General features: G+C 68.7%; 14 protein-coding genes and 1 pseudogene. 3 read left to right on the top strand and 12 right to left on the bottom strand.

Going from position 1 to position 14,877, the window contains the following annotated elements; translation table 11 throughout:
- Window positions 1-93: 93 nt before the first annotated feature.
- The 5 genes and pseudogenes from dalD to kynB all read right to left on the bottom strand — a co-directional run bounded on the left by dalD (window position 94) and on the right by kynB (window position 4,885).
- Window positions 94-1,488: a D-arabinitol 4-dehydrogenase gene (gene dalD / locus AC3IFE_RS25535; RefSeq protein ID WP_489192783.1), complete on the bottom strand. Its 1,395-nt coding sequence runs from the start codon at window positions 1,486-1,488 to the stop codon at window positions 94-96.
- A 180-nt stretch (window positions 1,489-1,668) separates the two neighbouring features.
- Window positions 1,669-1,764, bottom strand: a pseudogene (locus tag AC3IFE_RS25530) (LysR family transcriptional regulator); the annotation flags it as partial.
- Window positions 1,765-1,929: 165 nt separating this feature from the next.
- Window positions 1,930-2,865 (bottom strand): tryptophan 2,3-dioxygenase, encoded by a 936-nt coding sequence (gene kynA, locus AC3IFE_RS25525; RefSeq protein ID WP_089468313.1) that lies wholly within the window; start codon window positions 2,863-2,865, stop codon window positions 1,930-1,932.
- A gap of 97 nt (window positions 2,866-2,962) precedes the next feature.
- Window positions 2,963-4,216, bottom strand: coding sequence for a kynureninase (gene kynU / locus AC3IFE_RS25520; protein WP_489192781.1), 1,254 nt, complete (start codon window positions 4,214-4,216; stop codon window positions 2,963-2,965).
- 27 nt (window positions 4,217-4,243) lie between these two features.
- Window positions 4,244-4,885 (bottom strand): arylformamidase, encoded by a 642-nt coding sequence (kynB, locus tag AC3IFE_RS25515; RefSeq protein ID WP_089468312.1) that lies wholly within the window; start codon window positions 4,883-4,885, stop codon window positions 4,244-4,246.
- Between the two features lie 130 nt (window positions 4,886-5,015).
- Here kynB and AC3IFE_RS25510 point away from each other — a divergent pair, with 130 nt between their 5' ends.
- On the top strand, window positions 5,016-5,516 hold the full coding sequence (locus tag AC3IFE_RS25510) for an Lrp/AsnC family transcriptional regulator (protein WP_006477992.1): 501 nt from the start codon (window positions 5,016-5,018) through the stop codon (window positions 5,514-5,516).
- Here the strand turns inward: AC3IFE_RS25510 and AC3IFE_RS25505 are convergent.
- From AC3IFE_RS25505 to AC3IFE_RS25495, 3 genes are all read right to left on the bottom strand, one after another.
- Window positions 5,503-6,015, bottom strand: a complete 513-nt coding sequence (locus tag AC3IFE_RS25505) for a flavin reductase family protein (protein ID WP_489192778.1) — start codon at window positions 6,013-6,015, stop codon at window positions 5,503-5,505. The two genes, AC3IFE_RS25510 and AC3IFE_RS25505, sit on opposite strands and share 14 nt — an antisense overlap.
- 276 nt (window positions 6,016-6,291) lie before the next feature.
- Complete coding sequence (locus AC3IFE_RS25500) at window positions 6,292-6,957, bottom strand: hypothetical protein (protein WP_089468310.1); 666 nt, start codon at window positions 6,955-6,957, stop codon at window positions 6,292-6,294.
- On the bottom strand, window positions 6,954-8,360 hold the full coding sequence (locus AC3IFE_RS25495; RefSeq protein WP_489192775.1) for a selenium-binding protein SBP56-related protein: 1,407 nt from the start codon (window positions 8,358-8,360) through the stop codon (window positions 6,954-6,956). Before AC3IFE_RS25495 ends, AC3IFE_RS25500 begins: the two co-directional genes overlap by 4 nt.
- Before the next feature lie 590 nt (window positions 8,361-8,950).
- On the opposite strand from AC3IFE_RS25495, the gene msrA reads away from it, so the two are divergent.
- Window positions 8,951-9,511, top strand: coding sequence for a peptide-methionine (S)-S-oxide reductase MsrA (gene msrA / locus AC3IFE_RS25490; protein WP_489192773.1), 561 nt, complete (start codon window positions 8,951-8,953; stop codon window positions 9,509-9,511).
- Window positions 9,512-9,533: 22 nt separating this feature from the next.
- Here the strand turns inward: msrA and AC3IFE_RS25485 are convergent, their stop codons facing one another.
- From AC3IFE_RS25485 to pdxH, 3 genes are all read right to left on the bottom strand, one after another.
- Window positions 9,534-10,826, bottom strand: a complete 1,293-nt coding sequence (locus AC3IFE_RS25485; protein WP_489192771.1) for a DUF72 domain-containing protein — start codon at window positions 10,824-10,826, stop codon at window positions 9,534-9,536.
- A gap of 23 nt (window positions 10,827-10,849) precedes the next feature.
- Window positions 10,850-12,070, bottom strand: coding sequence for an SAM-dependent methyltransferase (locus tag AC3IFE_RS25480; RefSeq protein ID WP_089468306.1), 1,221 nt, complete (start codon window positions 12,068-12,070; stop codon window positions 10,850-10,852).
- A 121-nt stretch (window positions 12,071-12,191) separates the two neighbouring features.
- Window positions 12,192-12,836 (bottom strand): pyridoxamine 5'-phosphate oxidase, encoded by a 645-nt coding sequence (pdxH, locus tag AC3IFE_RS25475; protein WP_489192768.1) that lies wholly within the window; start codon window positions 12,834-12,836, stop codon window positions 12,192-12,194.
- A 129-nt stretch (window positions 12,837-12,965) separates the two neighbouring features.
- Between pdxH and AC3IFE_RS25470 the strand changes: the two genes are divergently transcribed.
- Window positions 12,966-13,823 carry a tRNA threonylcarbamoyladenosine dehydratase gene (locus AC3IFE_RS25470; RefSeq protein ID WP_050017033.1) on the top strand — a complete coding sequence of 286 codons (858 nt, stop codon included), beginning with the start codon at window positions 12,966-12,968 and terminating at the stop codon, window positions 13,821-13,823.
- Window positions 13,824-13,996: 173 nt separating this feature from the next.
- On the opposite strand, the gene trxA is transcribed toward AC3IFE_RS25470, so the two are convergent.
- Window positions 13,997-14,845 carry a thioredoxin gene (gene trxA, locus AC3IFE_RS25465; protein ID WP_050017034.1) on the bottom strand — a complete coding sequence of 283 codons (849 nt, stop codon included), beginning with the start codon at window positions 14,843-14,845 and terminating at the stop codon, window positions 13,997-13,999.
- Window positions 14,846-14,877: the final 32 nt, after the last annotated feature.

Below are 14,877 nucleotides of genomic sequence, written 5' to 3'. Positions count from 1 at the left end.
CGGTCGGTGAGGAGCCGCTACTTTAGCCGTGCCGCACGGCCTGTGCCAAGCGGGTTCGCCCGGCAGCGCGGCCGGGCGCCGGCGCGCGCGTCGTCAACGCGCGGCGAGCCACGCGTCGACGCGCGCGAGCCCGGCGCGCAGCGCCTCGAACAGCGCCGCGTTGCCGGCGAGCGAGCCCCACAGGGCGCGGCTCGCGCACAGCGCGACGGCCGGATCGTCGGCGTCGACGATCGCGCGTGCGCTGCTTTCATCCATCACGCCGTCCTGGTACGCATACGGCAGCGTGCCGCGCGCCCAGCGTTCGAGAAAGCGCAGGAACAGCGCGGGCAGCACGGCGGTGGCGCCCGGTGCGGCGCCGCGCGCGAACGATTCGACGAGCGTCGGCGCGATGAAGCCGGGAATCTTCGAGAAGCCGTCGGCCGCGACGCGCTGGTTCGTGTCGAGCACGTACGGATTGCCGAAGCGCTCCAGCACGACGTCGCGGTAGCGCGCGAGATCGAGCGGGCTGGGGCTCAGGCACGGGATTACGTCCTGCGTCACGTAGTCGTGCGCGAAGCGGCGGATCGCCGCGTCGTGCGTGCCTTCGTGGATGTAGGTGTAGCCCGCGAGCGTGCCGGCCCACGCGATGCAGCTGTGCGTCGCGTTGAGGATGCGGATCTTCGCTTCCTCGTACGGATGCACGTCGTCGACGAGTTCCGCGCCGGCCAATTCCCAGTGCGGCCGGCCGGCCGCGAAGCGGTCCTCGATCACCCACTGGATGAACGATTCGCCCATCACCGGGCATGCGTCGTCGACGCCGGTGGCCGCGAGCACGCGCTCGCGCACGTCGGCAGTCGGGCGCGGCGTGATGCGGTCGACCATCGCGCTGGGCGTCGCGACGTGCGCATCGAACCACGCGAGGAGATCCGCTTCGCCGCGCCGTTCGAGGAATTCGCGCATCCCCGCGCGAAAGCGCGCGCCGTTGTTGCGCAGGTTGTCGCAGCTTTGCAGCGTGAGCGGGCCCGCGCCGCGCTTCACGCGTTCGGCGAGCAGCGCCGCGAGCGCGCCGTACAGCGTCGTGCGCGCGCCCTGCAGATCGGCGGCGAGATCGGCGTTCGCGACGTCGAGCCGATTGTGTTCGTCGAGGTAGTAGCCGCCTTCGGTGACGGTGAACGACACGATCCGGCACGCCGGATCGGCGCCCGCGTCGATCAGCGCGGCGAGGTCGATCGACCACGGCAGCACGCGGGTGATCGCGCGGATCGTCTCGTACGCGCGCTCGCCTTGCGGCGTGACGGTTTCGAGCGTGTACGCGCCGCGCTGCGCGGCGAGCGCGTCCATCGTCGCGCGCATGTCGTCGCGGATGTTGCCGACGGTCAGCGACCAGCGTTCGTCGGCCGGCACGGCCGCGTTCACGCGATGCAGATACCACGCCTGGTGCGCGCGGTGAAACGAGCCCGCGCCGATGTGCAGCAGCACGGGCGCGCGGGCGGAGGACGATTCGCTCATCCGGTGTCTCCTGTTCGTGCCTGTCTATCCTGTGGAATACGATCATTTGCTCTTTGTGTGAGCGAATGATCGTATTCGGACGCGCGAAAGTCAAGGCGGGGAGACCGCATTTCGATGGTGCGCTGCGGCGGCGTGCGAGGCACGGCCGGCGAGGGAGACCTGATCGGAAAAGGGCGTCAGCGCGTCGCGCGTCAGTGCGACGCGTTGTTCGAGCAGCTTGCCGGCCGGCCTCGGCAGAATCCCGTGGCGGCGCCGGAACGCGGTGAGCGTGCGCAGCGGATGGTGCGGCGCCGCAACGGCAGGACGCGGCGAACCGTTCCGGCGGCACGCTGCAAACGCGGCGATCTCGTTGGTGTCGGATCCGTGTTCGAACGCGCAGTCCCGCGCCAAGGAGAGGCACGCGCCCGCCCGTCGTCGTGACGGCGGGCGCGTGACGGTGCGTTACAGCGTGGTGCGCACGTGCCAGAGCTCGGGGAACAGCACGACGTCGAGCATCTTGCGCAGGTACGGCGCGCCGCTCGTGCCACCGGTGCCCTGCTTGAAGCCGATGATGCGTTCGACCGTCGTCACGTGACGGAAGCGCCACTGGCGGAACGCATCCTCGAGATCGACGAGTTCCTCGGCCATCTCGTACAGTTCCCAGTGCTGCTGCGGATGACGATAGACCTCGAGCCACGCGGCTTCGACCGTCTCGTCGTGCCGCATCGGCTGGGTCCAGTCGCGCTCGAGCCGCTCGGGCGCGATCGGGAACCCGCGCCGCGCGAGCAGGCGCACGACCTCGTCGTAGAACGACGGCGCCTCGAGCGTCGCGCGCACCTGTTCGAGGATGTCGGCCCGGTGCGCATGCGGCTGCAGCATCTGCGCGTTCTTGTTGCCGAGCAGGAATTCGAGCTGGCGATACTGGTACGACTGGAAGCCCGACGACTGGCCGAGATACGGCCGCATCGCCGAATACTCGGACGGCGTCATCGTCGACAGGACGTTCCACGCCTGCACCAGTTGCTCGAGGATGCGCGACACGCGCGCGAGCATCTTGAACGCGGGCGGCAGCGCGTCGGTGCGCACCGCATCGAGCGCGCCGCGCAGCTCGAACAGCGCGAGCTTCATCCACAGCTCGCTCGTCTGATGCTGGATGATGAACAGCATCTCGTTGTGATCGGGCGACAGCGGATGCTGCGCATCGAGGATCGAATTCAGCGACAGGTAGTCGCCGTAGCTCATCGACTTCGAGAAATCGAGCTGCGCGTCGTGCCAGCCGGCTTGCGTGTCGGCCTCGCCCGGCACGTGCGGCGCGTCGTGCGCGGCTTGCGCCGGTTGGGCGGCACGTGCGCCCGAGAACGGGCAGCCTGCCGGCGCGTCGCCGCCGGGCGGCTGCATATGACCAGAATTCACGACTATCTCCAGATTTGAATGGCGAACGCGTGGCGCGCTTCGCAACTGCGGCATGCAGCCGAGGTGCGCCACGCAAAACCGGTCAGGTCACCGCGCCGCGTTCGGCGAACTCGGGCGCCGTCCACGCGTCGGTGGCGAGGATGTCGCGCAGCGTCTCGACCGCATCCCATACGTCGGCGAAGCGCGTATAGAGCGGCGTGAAGCCGAAGCGCAGCACGTACGGCTCGCGGTAGTCGCCGATCACGCCGCGCGCGATCAGCGCCTGCATCACTTCGTAGCCGTGCGGATGCTCGAAGCTCGCCTGCGAGCCGCGCTGGTGATGCGCGCGCGGCGTGACGAGCTTCAGCGACAGGCCCGCGCAGCGTTCCTCGACGAGCGCGATGAACGCGTCGGTCAGCGCGAGCGACTTGCGGCGGATCGTCTGCATGTCGGTCTGCAGGAACACGTCGAGCCCGCATTCGACCATCGACATCGACACGATCGGCTGCGTGCCGCATAGGAAGCGCGCGATGCCCGGGTCGGGCGCGAAGTCCGGCTGCATCGCGAACGGCGCGCGGTGGCCCCACCAGCCCGACAGCGGCTGCGAGAAATGCGCGAGATGGCGCTGCGGCACCCACACGAACGCGGGCGAGCCGGGGCCGCCGTTCAGGTACTTGTACGTGCAGCCGACCGCGCCGTCCGCGCGCGCGCCGTTCAGGTCGACCGGCACCGCGCCGGCCGAGTGCGCGAGATCCCACAGCATCAGCGCGCCCGCGTCGTGCACGAGCTGCGTGACGGCCGGCATGTCGTGCATGTAGCCGGTGCGGTAGTTCACGTGCGTGATCATCGCGACGGCCGTGTCCGCGCCGAGCGCGCCGGGCAGGTCGGCCGGATCGTCGATCAGGCGCAGTTCGTAGCCGCTGCCGAGCTGCTCGATCAGCCCCTGCGCGATGTACAGGTCGGTCGGGAAGTTCGAGCGTTCCGACACGATCACGCGGCGTTCGGGCGCGCGCTCGGCCTGGTGGCGCAGCATCGCGGACAGCAGCTTGAACAGGTTGATCGAGATGGTGTCGGTCACGACCGTTTCGCCGGGCGCGCCGCCGATCAGCGTCGCGAGCTTGTCGCCGAGCCGGCGCGGCAGCGCGAACCAGCCGGCCGTGTTCCAGCTGCGGATCAGGCCGTCGCCCCATTCGGCGCCGATCACCTGTTGCGCGCGGGCGGCCGACGCGCGCGGCTGCGCGCCGAGCGAGTTGCCGTCGAGGTAGATCACGCCGTCGGGCAGTGAGAACTGGTCGCGCAGCGCGGCCAGCGGGTCGTCGCGGTCGAGCGCGAGCGCGTCTTCACGGGTCTTGATCATCATTGTGTGAGGTAGTAGGTCGGGTAATCAGGCGGCGCGTGCGGGCAGTGCGCGGAGTACCGCGCGCACGGGGCTCGCGTCGAGCGTCGCGAATTTCAGCGGCAGCGCGATCAGTTCGTAGTCGCCGGGCGGCACGTCGTCGAGCACGATCCCTTCGAGGATCGCCATCCGGTGCGCCCGCACGCGGTGATGCGCATCCATCGTCTTCGATTCCTGCGGATCGAGCGACGGCGTATCGATGCCGATCAGCTTCACACCGTGCGCGGCGAGCAGGTCGACGGTGTCGGGCGCGACCGCGCAGAAATCGCTGTCCCATTGCTCGACCGCGGCACGCGCATACGTGCGCAGCAGCACGCGCGGCGGCGCGCCGTCGAGCGCGGCTTCCACGTCGGCCGGCCGCACGACCGGCGACGCGCCGATGCAGTGGATCACGCGGCACGGGCCGAGATAGGTGTCGAGCGGCACCGCGCCGATCGGCGCGCCGTCGGCGTCGTAGTGCAGCGGCGCATCGCAGTGCGCGCCCGTGTGCGGCGACAGCGTCAGGCGTGCGACGTTGACCGGCGAACCGGCTTCCATTCGCCACACGCGTTCGACCGAAACCGGCGTATCGCCCGGCCACACGGGGGTGGCGGGGCTGACCGGCGGCGAGATGTCCCAGAGTGTGTCCATGGCATGACGTTTCGATGAGTCGATCCTTCGAATGATAGGTGGACGCTCGCAGAAAGTGCTTGCGAAATAAACATGGACAATCCGCCGGATTGGCAGATAATTCGACTCAGAGGGAAAACGGGGACCAAAAATGCACGCGATCACGCTCGATGCCACCGACTGCCGGATTCTGGCGGTATTGCAGGAGGAGGGCAGAATCAGCAATCTCGACCTGGCCGAACGCATCTCGCTTTCGCCATCCGCCTGTCTGCGCCGCATGCGCCTGCTCGAGGAGCAGGGCGTGATAGAGCACTATCGCGCGTGCCTGAGCCGCGAGAAGCTCGGCTTCGAGCTCGAGGCGTTCGTGCAGGTGTCGATGCGCAACGAAGAGAATCAATGGCACGAGCGCTTCGCGGAAGCGCTGCGCGAATGGCCGGAGGTGGTCGGCGCGTTCGTCGTGACCGGCGAGAGCCACTATCTGCTGCGCGTGCTCGCGCACAACCTCAAGCACTACTCGGATTTCGTGCTGAACCGCCTGTACAAGGCGCCGGGCGTGATGGACATCCGTTCGAACATCGTGCTGCAGACGCTGAAGGATGAAGCGGGCGCGCCGGTCGGGCTGGCGCGCACGGGGGCGATCAAAGCGGTGTGAGGCCGTGGAAGCCGCCGCCGTGGAACACGAGCGGCGGCGCGGTGTCCGATACGGCGCGCAGGCCGCAGCGTTCCACTTCGCCGACGAAGATCACATGGTCGCCTTCGTCGTAGCGGCTGCGGTTGTGGCATTCGAACCATGCGAGCGCGCCGTCGAGCACGGGCATTCCCGAGTTGCCGGCCGCGTGCGCGATCCCTTCGAAGCGGTCGCCCTTGTAGGTCGAGAAACGCTTGCACAGGTCGAGCTGCGACGCCGCGAGCACGTTCACCACGTAATGGCTGTTGCCGCGGAACACCGGTGTGGACGCCGATTTGTGCGCGAGGCTCCACAGCACGAGCGGCGGATCGAGCGACACCGAATTGAACGAGCTGGCGGTGATGCCGATCAACTGGCCGGACGGCGCACGCGTCGTGATCACCGTCACGCCCGTCGCGAACTGGCCGAGCGCCTGCCGGAACGCGGCCGCGTCGAAATCGGGCGGATTGGCGCGGCTCGTCATCGGGCAGCCATCCGGAAGGGGGCGGGCGGGCGCGACACGACACGGGCGTGACGCGCGCGGCGGACGAAAGACTTCAAGGCGGTCGAGTGGGAAGGGGTGTGCATGGCCCGATTTTAGCGGAATCGCGGTCGCCGGGCCCGGTCGGGCGGCGCATCGCGACGGCAGGGTGACGTAGCGAACACTGCGGCGCGTGGCCGGCGTCGCCATTCCGTCGCCTTTTTGACGGTGCGGCTGTTCAGGCCGACACCGTGTTGCCCGGCCGGCAGCGCGACCGCACTATTGCGCCGCCGCCAGCCCGAGCGACAACGCCCCCGTCACGATCAGGCTCGACGCCCACACCGTATCGAGATTGAACCAGCTCCGTGACACGAACTTCAGCCCGAGATAGCGGTATACGAGCCACGCGAGGCCGCCGCCGGCGGCGATCATCGCGGCCGCATGCACGGCCGCGACGACGAGCGCCATCCCGAGATGCGCATCGACGAGCATTGCCGCCGCGCGGTGGCCGGCATCCCGGTCGAGTCCGCACAGGCCGAGGTAGATCGGCACCAGCATCAACCCCGCGCCGTGCGCGAGCGCGACCGCGAACGACCACAGGCCGAGCCGCGCCGGCGCAATCCGCGCGAGCGCCCGCGGATGCCGGCGCCGGATCAGCAGCACCGCGCCGAAGCCGATCACGAGTGCGCTCGCGCCGATCCGGATCGCCGTCTGCCACGCGAGCAGCGCCGCGAGCAGCCCGAACGGCAGCATCACCGCGAACACGGCCAGCGCATGACCGAGCGCGAGATAGCCGAGCGCCGCGACGAGTGCGCGGCCGCGGCGCGTCATCAGCGCGTTCGACACCGCGAGCGGCCAGCCCATCGCCGGGTTGAGCCCGTGATAGACGCCGCTCGCGAGCACGGCCGCCCACAGCGCGAACGGCGCGTGAAGGCCGGCGCTCAACGCTTGACCGACGGATAGCAGAACGAGTCGGTCGAGCAGTCGCCGCCTTCGAGCCGGATCTGATGCGCGCGATAGCCGTCGGGGAATTCGACCCAGTAATCGTCGGCGAGCGTCAGCCCGCCGTCCGGCCCCGCATGCGCGAGCACCTGCGCGGCCGGCACGCCGTCCGGATAGAACTGGTCGTCCCACGTCGAATAGAGCGAATTGGTCCAGTACACGCGCCGGCAGTCGCGACTGATCTCGACCATCTGCGGGCCGCCCGCGAACGCTCGGCCATTCGAGTGCGGCGCACGGCGCGCGATGCCGCCGATGCGCACCGACCCGGCGAGCACCGGGTGGTGCGGGTCCGATACGTCGTACTGGCGCATCTCGCCGGTGCCCCAGCACGACACGTACAGGAATCGGTCGTCGAGCGACAGGTCGATGTCGGTCACGAGCGGCGGCACCGCGCCGAATCCTTGCAGCAGCGGCGGCAACTCATCGGCCGTGGCCGGCTCGGCCGGGATCGTCGCGGTCTTCTTCACATGGAACTTGCCGCCTTCGCGCCACCAGGTCCAGATCGAGCCTTCGAGATTGGTCGTGTCGACCACGACGCCGACGAATCCGTATTCGCGCACCGGGTCGTGCGCGGGCCGCACCTCGAGCGCCATCTGGTGCTGCGCGCCGAGATCGATCGTCTGCACGTTGCGCCGCGCGCGCAGGTCCCAGAAATGCAGCCGGTGCCCGTACTTGTTCGCGAGCAGATCCTCGGGGACGATCCCGTTCTCGAATTGCGGCGGCAGCGCCCATTCGCTCGACACCATGTAGTCGCGCGGCAGGTTCCACCAGAAGTCGTAATGCTTGTCCTGCGGGCCGCGGTCGATCTCCCAGCGGCCGAGCACGTCGAAGGTCTCGCAATCCATGATGAAGATGCCGGGCGCGCCGTCGGTGCCGTCCTTGCCCGCGCCGCCGAGCGTGCTCACGTAGATGCCCTCGGGCCCGCAATGCACGGTGTGCGGCCGCGAATAGCCGGTCTTCGCGAAGATCTCGTCGGGCTCGACGATCTTGTGGATGCGCGCCTGCGTCGGATGCGGCTTCGTGTCGATCACGTAGATGCGCGACGAGCGCAGGCCCGGGATGATCAGGAAGCGGCGCTCGAGGAATGCATGCCCGGTGAGCGGCGACAGCGCCGACGAGCATGCATTCCAGCCGAAGTGGTGAAACTCGTCGCCGGTGTTCGGCATCGTCACCGTATGCACGATCTTGCCGTACGTCGAGGAACCGGGCTTCACGTTGATCACGGCAAGCGCGTCGGGTCTGGAAAAATCGGGGCTCAGCAACAACGTATAGGCAAACTCCTCCGCCGACGCCTGCATCGCAAGCTCGGGCGAAGCGTGAAACGTCGGGTCGGGCCGCATGCTCATGGTGATGCCTCCTCGATGGGTCTGGATCGTGAGCGCACGGCCGTTCGTTGCGGGCGTGCGGGTCGGGATGGCCGCGCGGCGTGCATCGTGCCGGCGGGGGCGTTCGACGCACGGACGCACGTGTCGGTGCGACGCGCGGCGCCGTGCATCAGATCGTGAAAGCGGGGAAAGCGGGTAACGGCGACCGGCCGGATCGCCGCGCCGCGGGCGGGGCGGACGGGCGGCGACGTGATGAAGCCGTCGAAGCGGCGCCCCGCGGCGCGGCAGCGGCCGGGCGGGTGACGCGGGTGAATGCTGTTAAGGCATGCATAGCGATGTTCCGGCAGATGATGTTGGCATCAGGGTCGGGCATGCATCGAACGCTGCGCGCGTGACCGCGGGTTTGCCGCCGCGCTGGCGCGTGCCTAAGTGTAGACGAGAATCGGTAGGCGAGTCGGGCGCGGCGCCTGCGTGATCTGCCAGGTTCGCGCGCGAGTGAGATACTTGCCGGAGTGCCGCGGTGACCGGTATCACGGGCGCGCAGCGGCGGGATGGAACGGTGGCAGCCGGCACGGGCGTGCCGCTGCCGTCATCAACGAGGGTCTGAATTCATGGGGAACGAGATGCTTGAAACCGCGACTTTGGGAGGCGGGTGTTTCTGGTGCACGGAGGCCGTGTTTCTCGACGTCGACGGCGTGACGGCCGTCCAGTCGGGTTATGCGGGCGGCCATACGCGCAACCCCGGCTACCGCGACATCTGCGAAGGCGACACCGGCCACGCGGAAGTCGTCAACGTGACGTTCGATCCGGCGCGCATCGGCTATCGCGAGATCCTCGAGATCTTCTTCGCGACGCACGATCCGACCACGCTGAACCGGCAGGGCAACGACGTCGGCACGCAGTACCGGTCGGTCGTGTTCACGCATTCGGATGCGCAGCGCGACACGGCGCTCGACGTGATCCGCGAGCTCGAGCGCGAGCAGGTATTCGGCCAGCCGATCGTCACGCAGGTCGTGCCGCTCGACGGCAACTACTGGCCGGCCGAGGACTACCATCAGAACTATTACGCGCGGAACCCGGGGCAGGGCTACTGCTCGGTCGTGATCGGGCCGAAGCTCGCGAAATTCCGGCGGAAGTTCTCGCACCGGCTGAAGTCGCTGCGCGGCGCGTAAGCGACGGCGGCGCAAGCCGCGCTCACGCCGCCTCGTTGCGCCACTGCGCGCACGCGGCGGCGATTTCGCGTGCGAGCGCGATGCACGACAGCGGCGCGGAGCCTTCCGCCTTGTTGTTGATCGTGATGATCACCGGCTGCCCGGCGAGCGCATAGCGCGCGGCCAGTTCGGCGAGCGCCGAGCGCGTGGCCGGATCCTCGTCGACGAGCTTGTCGAACGGCTCGTATTTCGCCTTCGCCTGCTCGTACTTGAAACCGCCGTGCAGGCTCCAGCGCACGATCAGCGGGCCCGGCGCGTCGCCGTCGAGCAGCGCGAGCGCGGCGGCCTGGCGCAGCGGGTCGGGCATCCGCGCATGCAGGCCGACGCAGTAGCGCACGCCGAGCGCGGCCAATGCGCGGATGAAGCGCGGCGTGAGCAGGCTCGCGTCGCGGATCTCGATCGCGTAGCGCGTGCCGTTGGCGTCCGGCGGCAGCGGCGGCAGCGCCGCGAAGAACGCGGCGAGCCGGTCGATCAGCGCGGCCGGCTCCGCGAGCAGCTGATCGGGCAGCGGCGAGAACTGGAACACGAGCACGCCGGCTTTCCGGCCGAGGCCATCGAGGCACGGCTGAACGAATTCGCGGGTCGCGAGCTGGGCATCGAGGAAGGTCGGGTTCGGCCCGGACGGCTCGCCGCGCCGGCCGCGGATCACCGCGTCGGTCACCGCGGCCGGCGCCTTCACGACGAAACGGAAATCGTCGGGCACCTGCTGCGCGTAGCGCAGGTAATCGGCCACCGACAGCGGCCCGTAGAACGACCGGTCGAGGCTCACGCTCTTCAGCAGCGGATGCGCGCCGTACGCTTCGAGCCCTTCGCGCGACAGCTTCGTCTGCGCGAAGTCGCCATCGTAGACGATGCCGTTCCAGCCGGGGAAATACCACGACGACGTGCCGAGCCGCACGTTCGGCGGCAAGCTTGCCGCGGCTTCAGCCACGTCTGCCGAGATCGGTGCCGGGAGCACGCCACGCTTGCGGCGGCCTTGCTTCGGCGCGGCGGCCGGTGGAGACGGTTCGTCCCACAGCAGGCCGGATGACGGGGCGGGCTCGTCGTGAGCGTCATCGGCGGTGGGGCGGGAGGCCGTCCGGGCGGGCCGCGCCGGTCGCGCGTCTTCCGGTGCGTGCGGCGTCACGTGCTCATCGGGGCTGACGGCGCGATCGTCGTCGGCCGGCGACGCGCGTGCGGCGTCCGTCGGCGCGCCGAACAGGTCGAACTGCCCGTCGGCGTCGTCGCGCGGCTGTCGTTGCGGCGGCGCCTTGCGCCGCGTCCTGCCGTCACCCATGCATGCCCTGCGTGATGCGCCGCCTAGCGCGGCAGCGCGTGTTCGTACATGTAGCGCCGCGACCACGGCAGCGTTTTCGCGCTGCGCCCGGCCTTGCGGCACACGATCTGGAAGATCGACACGTCGTCGTGCTCGAACGCATACGCGCAGCCGGCGAGATACACGCGCCAGATGCGGAATTTTTCGTCGTCGACGAGCTTTCTCGCTTCTTCCGCTTTCGCTTCGAAGTTTTCCGTCCAGATATCGAGCGTGCGCGCATAGTGCCGGCGCAGGCTTTCGACGTCAACCGCCTCGAGTCCGCCGCGCTGCGCCGCTTCGAGCGCGAGGCTGATGTGCGGCAGCTCGCCGTCCGGGAACACGTAGCGATCGATGAATTCGCCGCCGCCGAGCGCCGTTTCGCCGCTTTCCGCGTCGGTCGACGTGATCCCGTGGTTCATCGCGATGCCGTCGTCGGCGAGCAGTTCCCGCACGCGCGAGAAGTAGAGCGGCAGGTTCTTGCGGCCGACGTGCTCGAACATCCCGACGCTCGTGATCCGGTCGAACTGGCCTTCGATCTCGCGGTAATCCTGCAGACGAATCTCGATCTTGTCTTCGAGCCCCGCCGCCTTCACGCGCGCGGTCGCGAGGTCGAACTGGTTCTGCGACAGCGTCACGCCGAGACACGTCGCGCCGAACTTCTGCGCGGCGCGCAGCACGAGCGCGCCCCAGCCGCAGCCGATGTCGAGCAGGCGCTGGCCGGGCTGCAGCTGGATCTTCGTCAGGATGTGGTCGATCTTCTTGATCTGCGCGGTGGCGAGATCCTCGTCGCCGTTCTCGAAGTACGCGCACGAGTACACCATGTTCTCGTCGAGCCACAGCTGGTAGAACTCGTTCGACACGTCGTAGTGGTACTGGATCGCCTTCTTGTCGGTGCTCTTCGTGTGATTGAAGTAGCGCTTCACGCGTGCGAGCTTGCTCGCGCTCGTCACGGTGCTGCGCGCGAGCGAGTAGCCGATGTTGATGATGTCCGACAGCTTGCCTTCGATGTCGATCTTGCCCTTCACGTACGCCTCGCCGAGATTGTCGAGGCTCGGTTCGAGCAGCAGCGGCAACGCCGATGCGCTGTTCACCTTCAGCGTGACCTGCGGCGCGCTGAAGGTGCCGAAATCGAGTTGATCGCCGTTCCACAGCACGAGTCGCGCCGGTATGTTCGCTTTTGCCCGTACTTCATCCGCCCACTGTGCCAGCTTCTTTTCCCAGAACATTTGGATTCTCCGTTTGTTCGTTGAATCGAATACAGCCAAGTATCTTGACCGGCGCCCACCACTTGCGGCGCAGGCACCCGGATGCAACACGAGACACGACCGGCGTGCGCCGGCGCCGCGCTTACGGCGACAGGCGCGAGATCGTCCAGCCCGGCGCCGCCGCGGCGTCGCGCGTATAGAGCAGGCGGTCGTGCAGCCGCGACGGGCGCCCCTGCCAGAACTCGATCGTGTCGGGCACGAGGCGGTAGCCGCCCCAGTGCGGCGGGCGCGGCGGGTTGTCGCCGTAGCGTTCGCTGACGGCTTTCTCGCGCGCTTCGAGCGTCGCGCGGCCGTCGATCACGGTGCTCTGGTCCGACGCCCATGCGCCGATGCGCGAGCCGAGCGGGCGCGACGCGAAATAGCGGTCGCTTTCTTCCGCGCTGGTTTTCTCGATCCGGCCTTCGATGCGCACCTGGCGCTCGAGCTCGATCCAGTAGAACAGCAACGCGGCCTGCGGATGCACGGCGAGATCGTGGCCCTTGCGGCTTTCGTAATTGGTGAAGAAGACGAACCCGCGTTCGTCGACGCCCTTGATGAGCACGATCCGGGCCGACGGCCGGGCGGCGGCGCCGACGGTCGCGAGCGTCATCGTGTTCGGCTCGGGCAGCTTGGCGGCGAGCGCCTCCTTGAACCAGCGATCGAACTGGGCGAAGGGATCGGGGGCGGCATCGGCTTCGTCGAGCGAAGCACGCGAATAGTTGATGCGGAGATCGGCGAGAGTCGTCATGTTATGCAAACGCTTCAATCTGGGGGCCAGTATAGCGAACGCGCAAAAATCGTGCGTGCACAGTCGGGCGAGGGGGCGAGGAGTTCAGGCAAAATAGAGGGCTGCACGACTTACGTTTTCCTTGCTGCCATGTCCTCCGCCGACGCTGCCCCGCCCCGTTCTTCCGATCTTACCCCGACCCCGGAAATCCAGCTTGACGTGGATCGCGCGCGGCGTTTCGGCGGCGTCGCGCGTCTGTACGGCGCGCCGGCGGCGGCCGCGTTCGAGCGCGCGCACGTCGCGGTGATCGGGATCGGCGGCGTCGGGTCGTGGGTGGCCGAGGCGCTCGCGCGCAACGCGGTCGGCACGCTGACGCTGATCGATCTCGACAACGTCGCGGAAAGCAATACGAACCGGCAGGTTCATGCGCTCGACGGCAATTACGGCAAGCCGAAGGTCGACGCGATGGCCGAGCGGATCGCGCTGATCGATCCCGCGTGCCGCGTGAACCGCATCGAGGATTTCGTCGAGCCCGACAATTTCGACGCGCTGCTCGGCGGCGGCTTCGACTACGTGATCGACGCGATCGACAGCGTGCGCACGAAGGTCGCGCTGATCGCGTGGTGCGTCGCGAAACGGCAGCCGTTGATCGTCGTCGGCGGCGCGGGCGGGCAGCTCGACCCCACGCGCATCCGCATCGACGATCTCGCGCTGACGATCCAGGATCCGCTGCTGTCGAAGGTGCGTGCGCAGTTGCGCAAGCAGCACGGTTTTCCGCGCGGGCCGAAGGCGCGCTTCAAGGTCAGCGCCGTGTATTCGGACGAGCCGCTGATCTATCCGGAAGCGGCGGCCTGCGACATCGAGGACGGCGCGGAGCCGTCGGCGGCCGCGCATGTCGCGGGGCTCAACTGTGCGGGCTTCGGTTCGAGCGTGTGCGTGACCGCGAGTTTCGGTTTCGCGGCGGCCGCGCATGCGTTGCGGGCGATCGCGGCACAGGCGGCCGGCTGAGCGCGCGGCGCGCGGGTCGCGAATGAGCATGTCGCGGCGCGGCCGGCGTGCCGTGCACGAGTCGGCAGGTGACGGCGAGCCAGCCGGGCCGTCGCGGCCCGGCCTTTCGCGGCCCGGCCCTTCGCGGCCTGGCCCTTCGTGGCCTGGCCCTTCGTGGCCCGGCCGCTCGTGCGTCAGTTGAGCGCCATGCTCAGCTTGCGCCGCCATGCGGCGACGAGGTCGGGGCGATCGCCGGCCAGTTCGAACACCGAGATCATCGTGCGGCGGCCGAGGTCGTCGCCATATGCGCGATCGCGCGTCACGATTTCCAGCAACTGTTCCAGCGCCCCTTCGTATGCGCGTCGCGCGATCAGGCTCTGCGCGAGGTCGAAGCGCGCGTCGAGATCGGCCGGGTTCGCCGCGATGCGCGCTTCGAGCGCGTCGGTCGGCGGCAGGTCGGCCGTGGCGTCGAGCGCGTCGAAACGGGTCTTGATCGCCTGGTAGCGCGGGTCGCCGTTCTGCACGGTCTGCGGCGACAGGCGCTCGGTCTCCGCGCGCGCGGCGTCGACCTCGTTGCGCGCGAGCAGCAGCTCGATGAGGTCGAGGCGCGCGTCGTCGTAGCCGGGGTTCAGCGCGAGCGCCGCTTCGAGGTGCGTGAGCGCATCGTCGAAGCGCTGTTCGGCCATCGCGTACTGCGCGGCGCGGCGCTCGGCTTCCTCGGCGGCCGGCAGCAGCCGGTCGAGGAACGCGCGCAACTGCCCTTCGGGCAGCACGCCGACGAACTGGTCGACCGGGCGCCCGTCGGCGAACGCGATCACGTGCGGGATGCTGCGCGTCTGGAAGTGCGCGGCGAGTTCCTGGTTCTCGTCGACGTTGACCTTCACGAGCTTCCAGCGGCCGGCGTAATCGGCTTCGAGCTTTTCCAGCAGCGGGCCGAGCGTCTTGCAGGGGCCGCACCACGGCGCCCAGAAGTCGACCAGCACGGGCGTGTCCAGCGACGCCTCGATGACATCTTTCTCGAATGTGGCAAGCGTGGTGTCCATGTCGTTCTCTTCCGTTCGAATATCGTCAGGAT

The organism is Burkholderia sp. APQ4-4ca (assembly GCF_057837105.1).
This window is presented reverse-complemented; position numbering and strand designations above follow the sequence as displayed.

Coding starts and splice junctions, on each gene's coding strand:
- dalD (WP_489192783.1), bottom strand. CDS start 1,488: ATGAGCGAATCGTCCTCCGCCCGCGCGCCCGTGCTGCTGCACATCGGC.
- kynA (WP_089468313.1), bottom strand. CDS start 2,865: ATGCAGCCGCCCGGCGGCGACGCGCCGGCAGGCTGCCCGTTCTCGGGC.
- kynU (WP_489192781.1), bottom strand. CDS start 4,216: ATGATCAAGACCCGTGAAGACGCGCTCGCGCTCGACCGCGACGACCCG.
- kynB (WP_089468312.1), bottom strand. CDS start 4,885: ATGGACACACTCTGGGACATCTCGCCGCCGGTCAGCCCCGCCACCCCC.
- AC3IFE_RS25510 (WP_006477992.1), top strand. CDS start 5,016: ATGCACGCGATCACGCTCGATGCCACCGACTGCCGGATTCTGGCGGTA.
- AC3IFE_RS25505 (WP_489192778.1), bottom strand. CDS start 6,015: ATGACGAGCCGCGCCAATCCGCCCGATTTCGACGCGGCCGCGTTCCGG.
- AC3IFE_RS25495 (WP_489192775.1), bottom strand. CDS start 8,360: ATGAGCATGCGGCCCGACCCGACGTTTCACGCTTCGCCCGAGCTTGCG.
- msrA (WP_489192773.1), top strand. CDS start 8,951: ATGGGGAACGAGATGCTTGAAACCGCGACTTTGGGAGGCGGGTGTTTC.
- AC3IFE_RS25485 (WP_489192771.1), bottom strand. CDS start 10,826: ATGGGTGACGGCAGGACGCGGCGCAAGGCGCCGCCGCAACGACAGCCG.
- AC3IFE_RS25480 (WP_089468306.1), bottom strand. CDS start 12,070: ATGTTCTGGGAAAAGAAGCTGGCACAGTGGGCGGATGAAGTACGGGCA.
- pdxH (WP_489192768.1), bottom strand. CDS start 12,836: ATGACGACTCTCGCCGATCTCCGCATCAACTATTCGCGTGCTTCGCTC.
- AC3IFE_RS25470 (WP_050017033.1), top strand. CDS start 12,966: ATGTCCTCCGCCGACGCTGCCCCGCCCCGTTCTTCCGATCTTACCCCG.
- trxA (WP_050017034.1), bottom strand. CDS start 14,845: ATGGACACCACGCTTGCCACATTCGAGAAAGATGTCATCGAGGCGTCG.